Origin of the sequence: Christensenella timonensis, from assembly GCF_900087015.1 — a bacterium.
Classification (GTDB): Bacteria; Bacillota; Clostridia; order Christensenellales; family Christensenellaceae; genus Christensenella; species Christensenella timonensis.
The window spans coordinates 1381720-1400244 of the sequence record NZ_FLKP01000002.1 but is presented as its reverse complement, the minus strand read 5'-3'; the positions used below and the strand labels follow the sequence as shown (position 1 = coordinate 1400244).

19 protein-coding genes are annotated in these 18525 nt (G+C 50.7%); all 19 read right to left on the bottom strand.

All coding sequences use genetic code 11. The features are described from left to right. Window positions 1–43: 43 nt before the first annotated feature. Entirely contained in the window at window positions 44–4378 is a 4335-nt protein-coding gene (locus BN6471_RS08030; RefSeq protein ID WP_066647539.1) for a PolC-type DNA polymerase III, read from the bottom strand. Beyond that, window positions 4375–5448 (bottom strand): flavodoxin-dependent (E)-4-hydroxy-3-methylbut-2-enyl-diphosphate synthase, encoded by a 1074-nt coding sequence (gene ispG, locus BN6471_RS08025; protein ID WP_066647534.1) that lies wholly within the window; start codon window positions 5446–5448, stop codon window positions 4375–4377. Before ispG ends, BN6471_RS08030 begins: the two co-directional genes overlap by 4 nt. 2 nt (window positions 5449–5450) lie before the next feature. After that, window positions 5451–6497, bottom strand: coding sequence for a M50 family metallopeptidase (locus BN6471_RS08020; RefSeq protein ID WP_066647532.1), 1047 nt, complete (start codon window positions 6495–6497; stop codon window positions 5451–5453). Between the two features lie 25 nt (window positions 6498–6522). Then, on the bottom strand, window positions 6523–7665 hold the full coding sequence (dxr, locus tag BN6471_RS08015; protein ID WP_066647529.1) for a 1-deoxy-D-xylulose-5-phosphate reductoisomerase: 1143 nt from the start codon (window positions 7663–7665) through the stop codon (window positions 6523–6525). Window positions 7666–7678: 13 nt separating this feature from the next. After that, on the bottom strand, window positions 7679–8602 hold the full coding sequence (locus BN6471_RS08010; protein WP_066647527.1) for a phosphatidate cytidylyltransferase: 924 nt from the start codon (window positions 8600–8602) through the stop codon (window positions 7679–7681). 3 nt (window positions 8603–8605) lie between these two features. Further along, window positions 8606–9361 (bottom strand): isoprenyl transferase, encoded by a 756-nt coding sequence (locus tag BN6471_RS08005; RefSeq protein ID WP_278287582.1) that lies wholly within the window; start codon window positions 9359–9361, stop codon window positions 8606–8608. Between the two features lie 46 nt (window positions 9362–9407). Next, window positions 9408–9617 carry a hypothetical protein gene (locus tag BN6471_RS08000; RefSeq protein WP_066647525.1) on the bottom strand — a complete coding sequence of 70 codons (210 nt, stop codon included), beginning with the start codon at window positions 9615–9617 and terminating at the stop codon, window positions 9408–9410. Then, window positions 9614–10177, bottom strand: coding sequence for a ribosome recycling factor (gene frr / locus BN6471_RS07995; protein ID WP_066649967.1), 564 nt, complete (start codon window positions 10175–10177; stop codon window positions 9614–9616). Before frr ends, BN6471_RS08000 begins: the two co-directional genes overlap by 4 nt. Before the next feature lie 123 nt (window positions 10178–10300). Continuing rightward, window positions 10301–11008, bottom strand: coding sequence for a UMP kinase (pyrH, locus tag BN6471_RS07990; RefSeq protein WP_066647523.1), 708 nt, complete (start codon window positions 11006–11008; stop codon window positions 10301–10303). 65 nt (window positions 11009–11073) lie between these two features. Further along, window positions 11074–11721: a translation elongation factor Ts gene (gene tsf / locus BN6471_RS07985; protein WP_066647520.1), complete on the bottom strand. Its 648-nt coding sequence runs from the start codon at window positions 11719–11721 to the stop codon at window positions 11074–11076. 30 nt (window positions 11722–11751) lie between these two features. After that, window positions 11752–12621 (bottom strand): 30S ribosomal protein S2, encoded by an 870-nt coding sequence (gene rpsB / locus BN6471_RS07980; protein WP_066647518.1) that lies wholly within the window; start codon window positions 12619–12621, stop codon window positions 11752–11754. Window positions 12622–12759: 138 nt separating this feature from the next. Further along, entirely contained in the window at window positions 12760–13050 is a 291-nt protein-coding gene (locus BN6471_RS07975) for a DUF1292 domain-containing protein (RefSeq protein ID WP_162270195.1), read from the bottom strand. A 29-nt stretch (window positions 13051–13079) separates the two neighbouring features. Beyond that, window positions 13080–13433, bottom strand: a complete 354-nt coding sequence (gene ruvX / locus BN6471_RS07970) for a Holliday junction resolvase RuvX (protein WP_407919471.1) — start codon at window positions 13431–13433, stop codon at window positions 13080–13082. Between the two features lie 124 nt (window positions 13434–13557). Next, window positions 13558–13812: an IreB family regulatory phosphoprotein gene (locus tag BN6471_RS07965; RefSeq protein WP_066647511.1), complete on the bottom strand. Its 255-nt coding sequence runs from the start codon at window positions 13810–13812 to the stop codon at window positions 13558–13560. A gap of 105 nt (window positions 13813–13917) precedes the next feature. Further along, window positions 13918–15072: a cysteine desulfurase family protein gene (locus BN6471_RS07960; protein WP_066649965.1), complete on the bottom strand. Its 1155-nt coding sequence runs from the start codon at window positions 15070–15072 to the stop codon at window positions 13918–13920. A gap of 7 nt (window positions 15073–15079) precedes the next feature. Continuing rightward, window positions 15080–15910, bottom strand: a complete 831-nt coding sequence (gene pgeF / locus BN6471_RS07955) for a peptidoglycan editing factor PgeF (RefSeq protein ID WP_066647508.1) — start codon at window positions 15908–15910, stop codon at window positions 15080–15082. After that, on the bottom strand, window positions 15911–16366 hold the full coding sequence (nrdR, locus tag BN6471_RS07950) for a transcriptional regulator NrdR (RefSeq protein ID WP_066647505.1): 456 nt from the start codon (window positions 16364–16366) through the stop codon (window positions 15911–15913). 91 nt (window positions 16367–16457) lie between these two features. Next, complete coding sequence (locus tag BN6471_RS07945; RefSeq protein WP_066647496.1) at window positions 16458–17066, bottom strand: sigma-70 family RNA polymerase sigma factor; 609 nt, start codon at window positions 17064–17066, stop codon at window positions 16458–16460. 214 nt (window positions 17067–17280) lie between these two features. Next, window positions 17281–18507 (bottom strand): cell division protein FtsZ, encoded by a 1227-nt coding sequence (ftsZ, locus tag BN6471_RS07940; protein ID WP_066647494.1) that lies wholly within the window; start codon window positions 18505–18507, stop codon window positions 17281–17283. Between the last annotated feature and the right edge of the window lie 18 nt (window positions 18508–18525).

Sequence of the window (18525 nt, the reverse complement as noted above, 5' to 3'; positions counted from 1 at the left end):
TATATAGCCGCAGCCAGTAATAGTCAATTGAAAATCAGGCGGGTCATAAATCGAACAAGCTCAGCTGGTTTGTCTCCGTGAGGCCCGTCAAAGTCCCCATTTTTTGCATTTCCTCTATCACGGATGCAGAAACTTTTGCACGCTTCCGCAAGTCTTCTATGGAAAGAAAATCCGCCTGCTCGCGCTCCTCCACAATCTTTGCCGCCGCGTTGCCGCCCAGCTTGGGCACAGATAAGAACGGCAGCCGGATCCCGCCCTTTTCGATCAGGAATTTATCCACGGCGGATTTTTTCAGGTCGACAGGCAAAAAGTGGATGCCGCGCAAATACATTTCGCAGGCCACTTCCAGCATCGTCGCCATATTTTTTTCATTTGCCGTTGCGCTTTTGCCTTTGTTTTCAAGCATCTGCCAGTTCTTCTTGATATCGTCCAGCCCGCCCGTTACATAGGAAGCGTCGAATTCGCCCGCGCGCACCGTAAAGTAGGAAGCGTAAAACGCTTCCGGATGATGTACCTTGCAGTAAGCAATACGGTAGGCCATGATCACGTACGCCGCCGCGTGCGCTTTGGGGAACATATACTTGATCTTCTTACAGGACTCGATAAACCATTCCGCAATGTGCGCATCATCCAGCGCTTTTTGCATGTCCTCAGAAAAACCGTTTTTTGCGATCTTCCCTTTTCTGGTCGCCTCCATGATGAAGAAAGCCATGCGCTTCTCCACCCCCTTGTCCACCAGATAGTTCATGATGTCGTCGCGGGTACATATCGCCTCGCGCAGGGTACAGGTTCCCGCTTTGATCAAATCCTGCGCATTTCCCAGCCATACGTCCGTGCCGTGGGAAAGTCCGCTGATACGGATGATCTCCGCCATGCTTGTGGGTTTGGTGTCCATCAGCATCTGGCGCACGAATTTCGTGCCGAACTCCGGGATGCCCAGCGTCCCCGTCTGTATGCCGAGCAGGTCTGCCGGCTTTAACTTAAGCGGCTTGAGTCCCGAAAACAAATCCATCGTCGGCTTGTCGTCCAGCGGGATCGTCAGCGGGTCGATGCCCGTCATATCCTGCAGGAGCCTGATAATGGTCGGAACATCGTGCCCCAGGATATCCAGCTTGATCAGGATATCATGCATGGAGTTGAAGTCAAAGTGCGTCGTCACCCATTCCGCATCCGCGGCGTCTGCCGGACGCTGCACAGGCGTAAACTCATAGATTTCCCTGTCCGACGGGACGATTACGATCCCGCCCGGATGCTGCCCCGTGGTCTTTTTAACGCCTGAAACTCCCTGCACCAGGCGGTTGATCTCCGCTTCGTTTGCATACGTTCCCGTTTGTTCAAGGAATTTTTTGACATAGCCATAGGCGATCTTGTCCTTAACCGCGCTGATCGTCCCCGCACGGAACACATGCCCTTCCCCAAACAATACCTCCGTGTACTTATGCGCGACCGGCTGGTATTCGCCGGAGAAATTGAGGTCGATATCAGGCACCTTGTCCGCATCGATCCCCAGGAATACCTCGAACGGGATATCATAACCGTCTTTTAAATACTTCGTACCGCACACCGGGCAATCCTTGTCCGGAAGATCGACGCCCACGGCATAGCTTTCCTTGTCAACGTCAAAATCCGAGTGCTTGCAGTTTGGGCAGACGTAGTGCGGCGGCAGCGGGTTTACTTCCGTGATCCCCGTCATCGTCGCCGCGAGGCTGGAGCCGACAGAGCCCCTGGAGCCGACCAGATAACCATCTTCGTTTGACTTTTTGACCAGCCTGTGCGCACTGTAATAGAGTACGGAGAACCCATGCCCGACGATCGAATCCAGCTCGCGCTTCAATCTCGCCTCGATGAGCTCGGGCAGCGGATCCCCATACTTTTCCTTTGCCGTCCGAAAAGCAAGCTCCGTGATCTTTTCCGCCGCGCCCTCGATGGTCGGCATCGCCGTTTCCGCCTGGAACAGCTCGATCTCCTCCGTCATATCCGCGATTTTGTTGGAATTGGTCACAACGACCTCATATGCGGTCTTTTCACCAAGATAGGCGAATTCTTCCAGCATTTCGTCCGTCGTACGCAAATAAAGCGGCGCCTGCTCCGTATCGTCATATCCTTGCACCTGGAAAATAATACGCCTGAAATATTCGTCCTGCGGGTCTAAAAAATGGACGTCGCATGTCGCCACCACCGGCTTACCCAGCTTCTTACCCAATTCGACGATCCTGCGGTTGCACGTCCTGATATCGTCCTCGCTGGCAAGGATGCCCTGCTTGACCATAAATGCATTGTTACCGACCGGCTGTATTTCCAGATAATCGTAAAATCCTGCGATTTCCTCCAGTTTTTTTTCCGAAGCCCCGGCAAGCAGCGCCTGGTAAAGTTCGCCCGCTTCGCACGCGGAACCGATGATGATCCCTTCCCTGTGCTCTTCGATCAGGCTTTTGGGCATACGCGGCTTCCTGTAGAAATGATCCAAATGCGCATGTGAGATCAGCTTGTATAAATTCCTTAAGCCGCGTTTGTTTTTGCACAAAATGATCGTGTGGTAAGCCCTCGCGTTTTTCCCGCCGGCCTGTCCGGCAAACAGTTGGTTTACGTCCTGCATATCCTGTGCGTCGTTTTTGCGGAATTCTTCAAAACAGCGCAGCATGATCCCCGCCGTGCAAACTGCATCGTTTACCGCCCGGTGATGGTCGAGCGGGATGCGCAAATGCGCGGCCACCGTGTTCAGTTTATGGTTTTTGAGCTTTGGGAACGCCAGCCGGCACAGCGCAAGCGAATCCACGACTTTGTTGGAGTATGTGATGCCAAATTCTTTGGATTTGTGAAAAATAAACTTCGTATCGAAAGCCGAATTATGCGCCACCAGCACGCAGTCTTCGCCGCAGAACTGTTTGAACGCCAAAAGAGCTTCTTGCGGCAACGGCGCATCCTTCACCATATCGTCCGTGATCCCCGTAAGGGAAACGATCTTGGGCGGGATGGGCTTTGACGGCTTCACAAAAGTCTGGAACCGATCCAGCGCCTCTCCGTTTTTCACACGCACCGCACCGATTTCGGTAATGTCGCAGTTGATGTGCGAAAGCCCTGTCGTTTCGATGTCAAAAACGACATATTCCTCGTCAAAACTCTTTTTCTCGTTGGAATCATATATCTTTTTGGAATCATCTATCATGTAGGCTTCCACGCCATAGATTACGCGGATCCCGTTTTGCTTGGCAGCATTCGCCGCATCCGGGAAAGCCTGCACCACGCCATGGTCTGTAATCGCGATCGCCTTGTGCCCCCACTGCGCCGCGCGCTTGATGATCTTGCGCACGTCGGAAACGCCGTCCTGTGCCGACATCTGGGTATGTGTATGCAGCTCTACGCGCTTTTCTTCGGCCGTATCTTCCCTGTCCTTGTGGCTGGAACGCTCGATCCTCTGAGCCTTGATCGTCTTTTCATGCTCATAAGGATCGTCCGTGCACATTCCGGATAGCACGATCCACTGACCCACCTTGGGTGCGGCCAGCTTTGTTTTGTATTTACTGCTTTCCAGGAAAAAGCAGGTGACGCTTGCGCTGTAGTCGCACACCACGAATTTATGCTTTACCAGCTCGCCGTCTTTCAGCTCCTTATCCTCTGTAAAAACGACTTCGCCTTCGATCGTACATTTTTCATCCGCGCGAAGGTTGCATATCTGTGTGGTAAAGGCCGGTGCCGCCGCACCCTCCGCACGCGCCTTTTTAGGGGCCGCAGCGGGCCTGTCCTCCCACGGCGGTGCATCATCGTTCCCACCCGTTGGGCGCACTGCCGGATGTGGTTTCAAAGGCTTGTTTACGTTCGCTGTTTCCGGCTTGCTTTGCTGCGCAAGGATCCTGCCGATCTCTTCATCCGGCTCATATTCTCCTGCGGCCTCCTGCGAAACCCCGGTACGCACGACTCCCTGTATCCCGTAAGTTCCGCGCAGGTAGGCTTCTACCTTCTCCTGTACGCCCATGGACAAAAAAACACCTTCGCCCATATCGCTGTCAAAATCGATATGCAGAAGGTTATCTTTCAGCCTGATTGCCGCACTGCGGATAAAGGGGATCACCGTAGGCTGCGTCAGCGCTATAAAATCCTTGATATATTTTTCCAAGGTCTCCTTGTTATCGCAAAATTCCTGTTTGAAATCCGATTGATCCAGCAGGATGCACAGCCCTGTGCTGCACGATTCCGCAAGCGCTTTTTTGAGCTTTAAAAAATGCGCGGGCGCCAGATGCTTTGAAGTCTTGAAAAAGACATCCAGCAGTTCCTGTTCTTCCGAATATTCCACGCGGTCAAAACGGATCGCGTCGCCAAAACGCGCATCACTGTTTATTTTTTCCAGGATTTGTGCAAGGTTTTTGATTTGCGCGTTCAATTGCTTTGCTCCCTCTCTTCTGCCAACTCAAGTATCATACGCCGCAATTCAGGCAAAATATCGAACTCATCCACTTTCCGCAAAACTTCGCCATGCGCGAACAACAGTCCTTCGCCGCGTCCGCCCGCGATTCCCAGATCGGCTTCCCGCGCTTCCCCCGGGCCATTGACCGCACAGCCCATGACCGCGATCTTCATGGGAACCTTGATATCTTTTGTAAAACGCTCTATGCTCGTCGCGATTTTTTCGATATCGATCGTACACCTGCCGCACGTGGGGCAGGAAATGATTTCCACGCTGTTTTGCAGGAGCCCGCAGCTCTTTAAGATGTCACGCGCCGCATGTACCTCTTGCACCGGATCGCCGGTGATCGATACACGGATCGTATCGCCGATCCCGTCGAGCAGCAACGACCCCAGTCCGACCGCTGATTTGACGACCGCGCTGTTGTATGTCCCCGCTTCCGTCACACCCAGGTGGAGCGGATACGGCACAAGCTTGGAAATACCGCGGTATGCCTTCACGCAAACGGGCGCGCTTGACGATTTGATCGATACGACGATATTATCGAATCCTGCCTTTTCTAAAATGCGGATATTGGCAAGCGCGCTCTCGACCAGCGCTTCGGGCGTTGGCCCGCCGAATTTATCCAGCATGTCTTTGGAAAGCGATCCTGCGTTCGCTCCCACACGGATCGGTATGCCCGCCGCTTTGGCCGCATCCACAACCCGCATTACCTTTTTTTCATTTCCGATATTTCCCGGGTTGATGCGTATCTTGTCCACACCGTTTTCAATGGCGGCTACAGCGATATTGGCGTCAAAATGAACGTCCGCCACAAACGGGATGTGTATCTGGTCTTTGATCTTGGGAATATACCGCGCGCACTCCTCGTCATAGACCGCGCTGCGCACGATCTCGCACCCCGCCTGCTCCAGCGCCAAAATCTGCGCCACCGTTTCCCGTACCTTTTTGGTATCGGTATTCGTCATAGACTGGATCGCGATTTTGTTGCCTTCGCCAATATTTACACCACCGATTTTGACCGTTTTGGTTTTCATCCCATACATCCTCACATAACCATCCTGGAAACGTCCTGGAATACCAGGAAAATCGCCAGTCCAAAGACCAGCACCATACCGATCAGGTTCAATATCCCTTCCACTTTCAGGGGCGCAGGCTTCTTGCGTATCCCTTCCACCGCATATAATACGATCTTGCCGCCGTCCAGCGCCGGGATCGGCAGCAGGTTAATGATTGCCAGGTTCACGCTCAACAGCGCTGAAAGCGTCAATATACTCACCAATCCATACGGGATCACCTGCCCGACGATTTGTACCACGCCGACGATACCCGCCATATTTTCGATTCCCTGTCCCATAAAGAACAACTGGCCGAGCGCGGTAAACATTTGACCCACCATTAAAAACAGCCATTGGAAGCTCATGCCGACCGCCTCAAAAAAATGATACTTCACAGGCTCCGCCTGCACATTCATCCCAATCAGCTTGCTGCCATCTTCACTCGTCCCCGAAAACGGTACTTCCAGTTCGATCTCCTGCCCGTCACGGAGGAGGACGATGCTTCTTTTTTCTCCGCTGTCCGCATTGATCGCTTCGTTCCAACTGGCATTATCGTGTATTTCCACACCATTCATACTTTTGACGACGTCGCCCGGCAGGATCCCGCTCGTTTCCGCGGGCGACCCCTGCACTGTTTCCTGCACCTGCACGCTGAACTGCGGATTCGGATTGATTTGGAAATCCCCGGCCGTCATCAAAATCACAGTAGATAAGATGACCGCTACGATGATATTCATTGCCGGGCCGGCAATGATCGTCAGGAAACGGCTTTTCAGCGAAGCCGCACGAAAATCCCCCGGTTCCGGGTCTTTTTCCTCATCATCGGCGAATTTGTTGAACCCGCCGATAAAAAACGGCCGGATCGAAAATTCCGTCCCGTTTCTATACCACTTGACCAGCTTAGGCCCAAACCCGATCGCAAACTCGGTCACTTTGATCCCGTTTTTCTTCGCCACAATATAGTGCCCAAACTCGTGCGCGACCACAAGTCCCGTCAGTACCAGCAGCGTAATGATAATACTAAGAAATATCTGCAATTATGTTCCTCCAAAACCGTACATCCTAGAGCAGGCCTTTCACATACTCCCGGATTTCGGCGTCCATAGACAGTATCTCATCTATACTCTGCGGGTTCCTTCCACAAAATTTATGCATACTGTCTTCTATTATTTCCGGTATCCTGCCGAAGCAGATCCGATCATTCAGATACAGATCTACCGCAGCCTCATTGGCTGTATTGAATACCGCCGTCGTTTTCGTTTCCATTGCGTCATACGCAAGCCGCAGGCAGGGGAACCGCTCCATGTCCGGTTCAATAAAATCAAGCCTGCTGATTTCATAAAAATTAAGCGCTTTCGTAAGACGGCTCTCCTTCATCTGCGGATAGAGCAACGCCTTCTGTATCGGCATACGCATATCCACCGGCCCCAATTGTGCCAGCAATGAACAATCTTCAAACTCCACCATCGAATGCACCATACTCTGCGGGTGCACCAGAACCTTGATATCCTGTGGTTTCATGTGGTACATATAATGCGCTTCGATCACTTCCAGCCCCTTGTTTGCAAGCGAAGCCGAATCAATGGTGATCTTCCTGCCCATGTCCCATCTTGGATGTTTCAATGCGCTTTCTTTGGGCGCATGATATATTTTTTCTTTTTCCCATTTCAAAAACGGGCCGCCCGAAGCCGTCACCCACAGCCTGCGTACCTTGCGTACCTTATATTTCTGTCCCAGGCACTGGAACAACGCCGAATGCTCGCTGTCTACGGGAAGGATGAGCGTTCCGGTCTCCTCTATCATCTTCTTCGTGACTTCACCGCCGCAAACAAGCGATTCCTTGTTTGCAAGCGCCACTGCCGTATGGGTTTTGAGGCACTCCTCAAACGCCGGCAATCCTGCGATCCCCAAAACGGAAAGAGCCACCAAATCAGGATCGCCTGCGCCGCATGCCAGCTTGAGCGCATCTTTCCCACTGATGATTTTTGCTTCATATGTAAGCAAAGACTTCAGCTTAGCAACGTCTTGCAGCCCCGTCAGCGCCACATATTCCGGGCGGGCCCGGTTTGCAAGCTCTGCCAACTCCTCCGCATGCGTATGGGCTGACATACATACGATTTCTATTTCTTCAGGATACGCGAGCGCCACATCCAGCGTCTGCCGTCCGACCGATCCCGTTACTCCCAGTATCGTAACTTTTTTCAAATATTTTCTCCTGTCAGATTATAGCCGTCATCGACAAAATAAAAACCACGGGAATGCAGAATATAACACTGTCTATCCTGTCCATCACACCGCCATGTCCCGGCAGCAGCTTTCCAAAATCCTTGATGCCCAGCGCCCGTTTCAAAAACGATGCGGATAAATCCCCAAATTGCGAGATCGCTGCCAGGATCCCTCCCGCAGCCAGGTAATTCACAAGCGGCCCCATAACAATATAATGCCCGCTCAGATAGATCATATTGTCAAATACCAGCCAGATCAGCAGAGCCGCCACAACGCCGCCGATAATTCCCGCCACGCATCCCGCTACCGTTTTTTTAGGACTGATCTGCGGGCATAGCTTACGCTTTCCGAACGCCATCCCAAAGAAATAGGCAAACGTATCGGAGAACATCGCGGGAAGGAATACCATAAGCAGCATAACCAGCTGTCCAGTATACGGCTCGTCGTAATGATGGAAAACATCAAACCAATCGTGCACATAATGCGGGTATGCAAAGGTCAGGATCAAAGCATAGAATAAGGCCAGGAGCATCTGCGGGTAAACGAGTGTCAGCACTGTGTTTCCAACACTTTCCGCCGTATGGCGTTTTGAAAACATGGCCGCAATAAAAGTGGTCATCGTCAATGCCACAAACAAAACCAGCACAGTTGTCGGCGTAAAGTACGACGCTGTAAATGGGCCCCATGCCTGTCTGTTCCCGAAATCGACCAAAAATAAAGCTGCCAATATCCCTGCAAACAGGAAGCTTACCGTTTTTACGACCGGCTTACCGTTTCCATCCATTGCACGCACGATTTCAAACTGGCTCATGCATCCGAGGACGACCGCAAAGACGGCCAATACCCAGCTCTGTACAAACAGTGCCAGCGCAACGATAATAACGATCGGTATCGCGACCAGTATCCTTTTTAACATACCCTACCCCTTCAGTCCGCCGTATCTTCTTTGCCGGCCCTGATATTCGACCAAGGCATTTTCATATTCCCGCTCATCGAAGTCCGGCCAATAAACGGGCGTAAAATAAAACTCGGCATACGCCAGCTGATACAGGAGATAGTTGGAAAGGCGCTCTTCGCCGCTGGTACGGATCATAAAATCCGGATCCGGCTGCCCGGCAGTTTCCAGGTGATCCGAAATCGTCTGCATATCGATATCTTCTACTGCGAGCCCACCATCCTTCACTTCCCCGGCAATCTTCCTCACTGCCTCCGCGATCTCTGCACGCGAACCGTAATTCAGCGCGATATTCAGCGTCATCCCCGTGTTGTTTTTTGTCTTTTCCTTCGCGTTTTCCAACACGGCGATCACTTCTTTGGGAAGTTTTGTAATATCCCCTATGGTATTGAATATTACATTTTTCTCATGCATCTCGTCAAGTTCTTTCTGTAAATATTCTATTAACAATCCCATCAGCGCCCCGACCTCTTCTTTGGGGCGTTTCCAGTTTTCCGTCGAAAACGCGTAAAGCGTCAAATAACGGATGCCAATGTCGCTGCTCATGCGAATGATAGTCTTTACCTTGCCCATCCCCGCCCTGTGACCTGCGACACGCGGCATCATACGCTTTTTTGCCCACCGCCCGTTGCCGTCCATGATGATCGCAACGTGCACGGGCAAGCTGCTCATGTCCAAAGCTTTTAATTCTGCTTTTCTCTTTTTTGAAAAAAGGCCCAAATCCCATTCCCTCCATACCGCTTAAAAAATGAAATCCCAAAGCCGGTCAGCTCTGGGATTCCTCATCAATTCCTGTTTTAAATTCACCGACGACAAGCTCATATACGCCATCCGTTTCCCGCGCGCGTATCACGCGAACAGAGTCGGCGTCTTCATATGGCTTATACGACCGATAATAGACGACCCTGTAGGGAATCGCTTCCCTTTCCAGCATCTTAGAAACTTGATCAAGAGGCAGTCCCAGAAGCTGCATCATATTTCGAGGATTTCCTTTTCCTTCGACTGCAGTATTTCTTCGACTTTCTTGACCTTTTTATCCGTCAGCTCCTGTATCTCCTTTTCAAGGATATCATAATCGTCTTCGGTCAGCGTACTCGTCTTTTTTTCCTTTTTAAATACTTCGTTGGCGTCCCGGCGGATCGCACGGATCGCGATCTTTGATTCTTCCGCTTTTTTCTTTGCCAGCTTTACCAGCTCTTGACGCTTTTCCCCAGTGACTTCCGGGAAAGCAAGCCGGATCACCTTGCCGTCGTTGGCTGGGTTGATGCCAAGGTCGGAAGCTTGTATCGCCTTTTCCACTTCATGCAAAATATTGGTGTCCCAAAGCGAGATCACGAGTAATCTCGGTTCCGGCGCCGAAATGTTCCCCACCTGGCTGATGGGCGTGGGCGTACCATAATAATCTACCATAATGCCGTCAAGGAGCTGTGCATTCGCCCTCCCCGCACGGATACTCACCAATTCTTTTTTCAAGACGTTAAGCGTCTTCTCCATCTTTTCTTCCGCTGTTTTCAGTGCCTCATGTTCCACTTGCATATCAAAATCCATTCCTTTCATCATTCTCAGATTGCATAAAAATGGTCTTCATTTTCTACATTATATTGTATCGCAAAAAGCCATAAAACACAATGCCCATTCCCTTGATTCTTACCGGCGGGTCTACTTGATCGTCGTACCGATTTGTTCCCCGCTGACCACGCGCTGTATACTGTCTTTCTCATTGACCCCAAAGACGATGATCGGGATATGGTTATCCATGCAAAGCGTGATCGCCGTGTTGTCCATAACCGCGAGGCCTTTGTTGATCACATCCATATAGGAGATATACTCAAAACGTTTGGCATCCGGGTTCGTCTTCGGATCGCTGTCATACACCGCATCCACGTTCTTCGCCAGCATGATAAGATCCACTTCCATTTCAGCCGCGCGCAGCGCCGCAGCAGTATCTGTTGAAAAATAAGGGTTGCCCGTGCCGCAGGCAAAGATGACGACACGCCCTTTTTCCAGATGCTTCATTGCCTTTCTGCGGATATAAGGTTCCGCGATCTGGCGCATCTCGATCGCCGTCTGTACGCGCGTCTGCAGTCCTTTTTCCTCCAGGGCGTCCTGCATAGCGAGCGCATTGATAACCGTTGCCAGCATGCCCATATAATCCGCGGTCGTCCGATCCATATGCGCGCCCACCCGTGCGCCGCGCCAGATATTCCCGCCGCCTACAATAATGCCGACCTCTACTCCCTGTTCCGCGATTGCAATGATCTGATCCGCCACATTCGCCACGATATCAAAATCAAGGGGATGGTTTTTCTCAGAACACAGCGCCTCGCCGCTGATTTTCATGATTACTCTTTTATATTTCGGTTCCATGCTTTTCTCCTCGCTATATTTTGCTAAAAAAAAGAGAACACGAATGTGTTCTCTTTTTTAAAGTCTTAAAGACCCGCTTGCTCCATAACTTCCTTCTGGAAATCATCCTGCCGCTTTTCCAAGCCTTCGCCCATCTCGTATCTTGCAAAACGACGGATGGAAATCTTTTCCCCAATCGTTGCAACCTGCTCGTTCAAAAGGTCTTGGATCGTCTTGTCCGGATCCTTTACAAAAGGCTGGTCCAAAAGGCAAATCTCTTTCTTGTATTTCTTGATCCTGCCTTCTACCATTTTTTCAACGACATTGGCAGGCTTCCCTTCATTGAGAGCCTGTGCCGTCAGGATTTCCTTTTCCTTTTCCAGTACTGCCGGATCCACCTCTTCTTCGGAGACATACAGCGGGTTCGCTGCTGCAATATGCATCGCGATATCCTTTACAAGGTCGTGGAACTGATCCGTTTTTGCAACAAAGTCCGTCTCGCAGTTTACTTCAACCAGCACGCCGATCTTACCGCCCATATGGATATAAGAACCGACGATACCCTCCGCAGCGATCCTGCCCGCTTTTTTTACAGCGGCTGCAAGTCCTTTTTCCCTAAGGATCTCACTTGCTTTTTCAATGTCGCCATTCGCTTCACTAAGCGCATTTTTGCAGTCCATCATCCCTGCGCCCGATCTTTCGCGCAGTGTCTTTACATCACTTGCTGAAACCATGGATAAACCCTCCAAATATTGATATCACTATTATTTTTCTTCCGCTGCTTCCGCTTCCACTGCTGCAGGCGCTTCTTCAACGGCTTCTTCCACAACAACAACTTCTTCGGGAAGAATTTCTTTTGCGATTTCTTCGGCGATCTCTTCCGCCGCAGCGACTTCGATCTCTGCCTCTGTCACGACCGCAGCAGCCTCCTGCTCCGCTTCTTCCATCTGCTCGCCCTGCTTGCCCTCCAGTACCGCGTCCGCCATCTTGGAGGCGATCAGCTTGACCGCACGGATCGCATCGTCATTGCCCGGGATCGGATAATCCACTTCATCGGGATCACAGTTCGTATCAACGATTGCAACGACCGGGATACCCAAGTTCCTGGCTTCTGCGATTGCAATTCTTTCTTTTCTCGGGTCAACGATGAAAAGCGCGCCCGGCAGGTCTTTCATTTCGCGGATACCGCCCAGGTTTTTCAGCAGCTTTTCTTTCTCGTGCATGAGCTGGATTACTTCCTTTTTTGGCAGAAGCTCCATATCTCCGTTTGTTTCCATATCCTCGATCTTATTGAGCCTTGCGACACGGCTTCTCATTGTCTTAAAGTTTGTGAGCATGCCGCCCAGCCACCTGTTAGCCACATAGAACTGGCCACAGCGTTTCGCTTCGGATTCGATGGAATCCTGCGCCTGTTTTTTTGTACCGACAAAAAGCACCGATTTATTGTCCATAGCGATGTCGCGTACAAAATAATATGCTTTTTCTACTTCCTTGACTGTTTTCTGAAGGTCGATGATGTAGATACCGTTTCTTTCCGTGAAGATGAACCGTTTCATCTTCGGGTTCCAACGGCGGGTCTGGTGTCCGAAATGCACACCTGCTTCTAAAAGTTGTTTCATTGAAATAACTGACATATTAAATAAACCTCCTCGTTTTATGCCTCCCTGTGCTTTACCTCCAGCGTCACCGTTTCCGGCACGAGTGCTGGAATCCGCTCCAGGTGCGTTATCGTCTGATATTATACCACAAAGAAAACAGGGAATGCAAGGATATTATTCCTCGCCGTCCTCTTCTTCTTCATCGTCTTCGTAATAAAGCTGCTGGAAGATGCCCCATAGCTCGTCCAGTTCCTGTTCCGTTTCGATCGGCACATAAACGTCTCCGTCGTCGCCCTCCTCGATCCGCATGATCAGCACTTCGCCCACATCGAATTCTTCCATCTTTTCGACCGGCGTAAAAGCGACATAAAAACTGTCGTCTACTTCAAATGTCAGCAAATGCTCAAATTGTAATACGTTACCGTCTTCGTCCTGCATTTCGATCAAATTCAATTCTTCACTCATCGTTTCATTTCCTTTCCGGATGCATTCTTTCATATCGATATACTGTCCATATACCCCTGAAGGATATAAACAGCAGCAATCTTGTCCACTACCTTTTTTCGTTTTTTTCGGCTTACATCCGCTTCCAGGAGCGTCCGGTGCGCACTTTTGGTCGTCAGGCGCTCATCCCAGTATACGAGCTGCTTCCCGCTCGCTTCTTTGAGCTTCTCCGCAAAAGCCTGTACCTTCTCCGCCTGCTCGCCGATCGTCCCGTTCATATTTTTCGGAAGGCCGCAAACGATTTTATCCACATCGTTCTTTTCCATCAAACCAACCAGATACTCAATATCCGATTGCTCCTCCTGCGTCCTGGTATATGTTTCGACCGGCTGTGCCGTGATCATCAGTAAGTCGGAAAGGGCGATCCCGATCCTTTTGTCCCCTACGTCCAGTCCTATGATTCTTGCCAAACTGTTCTCCTGTTCAAAAAATCACGCCCAAACACTCGAGGGCGTGATCTTCATTTTATTATATTTGCTTGATATAAAAGCTGACCAGTTCTTCCAAAAGCTCATCCCTGTCCACGCTCGCGATCAGGGAACGGGCATTTTTATATCCCGTGATATACGTTGGGTCACCGGAAACGATATATCCGATCAATTGGTTCACCGGGTCATAGCCCTTTTCACGCATTGCTTCGCTCACGATACGAATGATGCCGCGAACCGGGTTTTCCAGTTCCTTGTCAAAATTAAATTGCATGGTTTTATCTAAATCAGACATTTTTTCGCCTCCAACATGTTCCGCCCTACCCCAGGCCGTTCCTGTTTCATTATAACCTACTTCTTTTGATCTGTAAATCAATATATTCCCTTGTTTCGCCCTTTTTCAGCATTCTTCCAGCCGGTCTGCGCGGCAGTGCAGCTCTTTAAGCTGTCCAAGCACCCGGTCGATCTGCTCTTTGGTCGTCGTTTTTCCCAATGTAAAGCGCAGTGCGCTCCTGACTTCTTCCGGCGGCTTTCCCATCGCCAGCAGCACATGCGATGGCTCCAGCGATCCGCTGGTACATGCAGACCCGCTCGAACATTCGATGCCAGCCATATCGAGGCTCAAAAGCGCCGCCTCCGATTCGATCCCTTTGAGGGAAATGTTTACATTGTTGGGCAGCCTGTGTGTTCCATGTCCGTTGACCACTGCACGCGGCAAGCATTCCCTCACCTTTTCCATCATATAATCCCGCAACAGCGATATCCGCCGCATTTCTTCGTCCATCTCCTGCACGGCAAGCAGGAGCGCTTTTGCCATCCCCGCGATTTCCGGTACGTTCTCTGTTCCCGCACGCCTCTTGCGTTCCTGCGCGCCGCCGTACAGCAAAGGGGCTATCTTCACGCCCTCACGTACATACAATGCGCCGACGCCCTTCGGGCCATAAAACTTGTGTGCCGATAAGGACAGCAGGTCAATCCAGTCCTTTTGTACATCGAGCGGAATACTGCCCGCCGCCTGCACCGCATCCGTATGGAAAAGCACACCTGCTTCCCTCACGACCCGGCCGATCTCCCTGATCGGATTGACCGTTCCCACCTCATTGTTCGCATAGATTACGGATACCAGCACCGTGTCTGCCCGCAACGCATTTTTGACCTGTTCCGCGCTCACCGCGCCATATTCATCCACCGGCAGCACCGTCACTTCATACCCCAGCGTTTCCAAATGCCCCGCAGCATGCAGCACCGCATGGTGCTCCGCTGCGGTCGTGACAAGGTGCTTTCCCTTTTTTGCATTGGCCTCCATGATGCCACGCAGCGCCCAATTATCACTTTCCGTCCCGCAGGCCGTAAAATGTATCTCGTTTTTCGACGCCGCCCCCAGGCTCTTCGCCATACTTTTTCTCGCCGCATCGAGCACGCCCGCCGCACGCCGCCCGCTTTCATACAGGCTAGACGGATTCCCGAACCCCTCCTTGAAATAAGGCAGCATCTCTTCCAGGACTTCGTCCCTTACATAAGTTGTAGCGGCATAGTCCAAATATATCTTTTCCATCAGCGTATCAATCAAAAGCGATAAACGACCCCATGGCGCCCGTTTTTCCGCAATCCCTCCTATGTGAATAAAACAAATCTTCCCTGCAACAGGTGCAAAGGTCGGCACAGGTAATATGTTCAGGCAGCAGGCCGCATTGCTCCATTTGCCTGAGCAGCGCCAACTGCAGATCCACATATGTTTTTCCCTGCCTCGTCATTACTACAGCCTCGCCGAATTTTTCCATAAAAGGCTTCGCAACGTCTTCCTTCACCTCAAAGCAACAGCCCATGATGTGCGGGCCAATACCGACGAGGATATCTTTTGGGCTGCACCCGCACTTTTCCTGAAACAATTCAATGATATTCCCTGTGATCCCGTAATAGACTCCACGCCAACCCGCATGGCTCACACACGCTACGCGCTTTATAGGGTCTAAAAAAAACAGCGGCACACAGTCCGCGTGCAGGGTATGGGCGGTGATCCCGCTTTCCCTTATGACCAAAGCATCGCAGGGCGGCAGGTCTGTTTCCTTCGTGATCCCTTTGCCCGCATCATTGGCCCCTACAAGGTAAACACCGTCGCCATGCGCGTAATTGACCAGCGTGATGCTTTCATACGGCACACCAATAGCCCCGCATACGCGCATCAGGTTTTCTTTTTTATGTTCCGGATTGTTTTCTCTCGTCCGGCTCAAATTGAGCGTGGAATAGACTCCATCGCTCACCCCGCCGATCCGCGTCGTAAAACAATGCTTCGTCACACCTGCTTCCAGAAAAGACGGAATCACAAAATAGCGGACGCCTTCTGTCTCCCGCTGTTCAAATCCATGCCGCACCTTCCCTGAAAAAGCCGCCATCTATTCCTCCGTCAAAAGCTTATTGAGTTCTTCTTTGAATGTATTGATGTCCTTAAACTGCCGGTAGACCGATGCAAAGCGTACATACGCCACCTCGTCCAACTTGCGCAGCCCCTCCATTACGATCTCTCCTACCTCATGGGACGTGATCTCCTGTTTGGGTGAATTGTAAACCGTGCGTTCGATTTCATTGATCAGCGTTTCGATCTCGTCATACGAAACTTCACGCTTTTCACACGCCTTGACAACACCTTTTTTGATTTTTTCAATATCGAAAGCTTCCCTCTTTCCGTCCTTTTTCACGACGAAAACCGGAAGGCTCTCCACCTTTTCATATGTGGTAAAGCGTTTCCCACAGCTTAAACATTCGCGCCGGCGGCGAATGGATGTCCCATCGTCCACGGGCCTGGAATCCACCACTTTGCTTTCCGCAAAATCACAATAAATACACTTCAATCTTTTTTCCTCCATACATATTGAGAAGAATCCAACCAGAAATATGTATATTATACCATATTTAGTAAAAAAAAGCACCTTTTACGGTGCTTTAGCGTGCGTTTATTTTCTTTCTCATAGAGGACAATATTTTCTTTTCAACTTTGGAAATATATGACTGGGAAAGCCCCAGCAAATGTGCCAGCTCCTTCTGTGTCTTTTCCGGATATCCCTTCAGGCCGAAGCGGTAATTCACAATCTCCTGCTGCCGCGGTGGCAGATGTTGCAGCATCTCCTCCAGCAGCTTTCGGTTTTCCTGCTTCTCAACAACATCCCAGACCGCATCTTCCCCCGTTCCGAGCAGTCCCTCCAGTTTCAGGTCGTCATCCGCCCGGGCCATCGTTTCGTCTAGCGATATCTCTTTGGATGCATGCGCATTCCTGCGCAAAAACATAAGTATTTCATTTTTAATACACGCTGAAGCATAGGTGCTGAACTTCACCTTTTTAGCGGTATCATAGCTTTCCGCCGCCTTGATCAGTCCAATGCTGCCCACCGATACCAACTCCTCTTTACGAACCTGGCGGTTGGCATATTTACAGGCGAGTATCGACACCACGTCCAAATGTCCTTCGATCAGTTCCAATTTTCCCTTTCCTAAACCAGCTTCCGTACGATCCGGGCTATCGGCTCTATCAGAAACAGCGGGCATACCTTTCATTTCAAGCCTGCTCCTTTAGTCAACTTATCTTATAACATCATATCACGCGATATTTCTATTATTTTGTCGTTTCATGTCGCATGTTTTAATGAATATTTATTTATTATTAATGAAATCAATATTTTTTCGGTTTTCCACAATTTTACAGATGTTTTTTCTTAAAAGCCAACAAAAAACTCCCTGCCCAAAGCAGGGAGTTTCGCTTCATTCCCAATCAATAATCGCTTCTGTTCCTTCTCGGTTTCTTTTTCAGGAACGAAGGGATTTCCAGATCCTCATCGCCAAATACATCCAATCCGCTGTCTGCGCTGCCACTGCCCATACTCGGAGCCTCCGGGACGTCCAACGACGGTTTCTGCCTGCTCACAGGCGAAGCAAACGGCTCCACATCGAGAGGTTCTTCATCTGTAAAGCTGATCGTTTCCTTTAATTTCGGCTTACCGGAGGTATCGATCCGGTTATCCGCGGAACTTCCTGCAACAGGCTGCGCATCAAACCCGGTCGCAATCACCGTGATCCGGACTTCGTCATCCAGCGAAGGATCAATACATACGCCGAAGAACACATCCGCCTCCGGATCAGCGCTTTCCTGAATAATCTTCGCGGCTTCCTGTATCTCGTACATACCGAGCGACGGATCGCCGGTCACATTGAATATAATCCCGCGTGCGCCCTCAATCGTCGTATCGAGAAGCGGGCTGTTGATCGCCTGCTTTGCTGCTTCGACCGTCTTATTTTCGCCATAGCCGATCCCAATACCCATATGTGCAACGCCGCGCAGCGTCATCACTTTTTTAACGTCTGCAAAGTCTAAGTTGATCAGGGCCGGTTTACCGATCAGGTCAATAATGCCCTGTATCCCCTGGCGGAGCACGTCGTCCGCCACGCGGAACGCATCCACAAGCGGCGTATCCTTGCCCACGGTATTGAGCAGCTTATCATTGGGGATCGTTACGATCGTATCCACAACAGATTTCAGCGTTTCAAAGCCCACATCTGCCGCCTTTGCCCTCGGATGCCCTTCAAACCAGAACGGTTTTGTCACAAAGCCGATCGTCAGCGCATTGCTTTCTTTGGCGATTTCCGCAACCACCGGCGCCGCACCCGTTCCGGTACCGCCGCCCAAGCCGCAGGATACAAATACGAGATCCGAACCTTTGACGGCCTGTTCCAATTCTTCGCGGCTTTCTTCCGCTGCTTTCCTTCCCGTCTCCGGGTCTGCGCCGGAACCAAGTCCTTTGGTCAGCTTCTCGCCGATCTGTATTTTCTGGTCTGCCTTTGAAAGGAACAGCGCTTGCTTATCTGTATTGATAGCGATGAGCTCCGCTCCCTTCACCCCAAACTCTATCATACGGTTCACAGCATTGTTTCCTGCGCCACCTACTCCGAAAACCCTTATCTTTGCAAAGTTTTCACTGTTATTATCAAATTCAAGCGACATTTTTTTCCTCCTTGAGTG

Coding starts and splice junctions, on each gene's coding strand:
- BN6471_RS08000 (WP_066647525.1), bottom strand. CDS start 9,617: ATGATGCAGCTTCTGGGACTGCCTCTTGATCAAGTTTCTAAGATGCTG.
- BN6471_RS08010 (WP_066647527.1), bottom strand. CDS start 8,602: ATGTTAAAAAGGATACTGGTCGCGATACCGATCGTTATTATCGTTGCG.
- pyrH (WP_066647523.1), bottom strand. CDS start 11,008: ATGGAACCGAAATATAAAAGAGTAATCATGAAAATCAGCGGCGAGGCG.
- rpsB (WP_066647518.1), bottom strand. CDS start 12,621: ATGTCAGTTATTTCAATGAAACAACTTTTAGAAGCAGGTGTGCATTTC.
- BN6471_RS07945 (WP_066647496.1), bottom strand. CDS start 17,066: ATGAAAGGTATGCCCGCTGTTTCTGATAGAGCCGATAGCCCGGATCGT.
- ispG (WP_066647534.1), bottom strand. CDS start 5,448: ATGTATGGGATGAAAACCAAAACGGTCAAAATCGGTGGTGTAAATATT.
- BN6471_RS07960 (WP_066649965.1), bottom strand. CDS start 15,072: ATGGAAAAGATATATTTGGACTATGCCGCTACAACTTATGTAAGGGAC.
- BN6471_RS07975 (WP_162270195.1), bottom strand. CDS start 13,050: ATGAGTGAAGAATTGAATTTGATCGAAATGCAGGACGAAGACGGTAAC.
- ftsZ (WP_066647494.1), bottom strand. CDS start 18,507: ATGTCGCTTGAATTTGATAATAACAGTGAAAACTTTGCAAAGATAAGG.
- BN6471_RS07965 (WP_066647511.1), bottom strand. CDS start 13,812: ATGTCTGATTTAGATAAAACCATGCAATTTAATTTTGACAAGGAACTG.
- ruvX (WP_407919471.1), bottom strand. CDS start 13,433: ATGATCACGGCACAGCCGGTCGAAACATATACCAGGACGCAGGAGGAG.
- frr (WP_066649967.1), bottom strand. CDS start 10,177: ATGCAAGTGGAACATGAGGCACTGAAAACAGCGGAAGAAAAGATGGAG.
- pgeF (WP_066647508.1), bottom strand. CDS start 15,910: ATGGCGGCTTTTTCAGGGAAGGTGCGGCATGGATTTGAACAGCGGGAG.
- tsf (WP_066647520.1), bottom strand. CDS start 11,721: ATGGTTTCAGCAAGTGATGTAAAGACACTGCGCGAAAGATCGGGCGCA.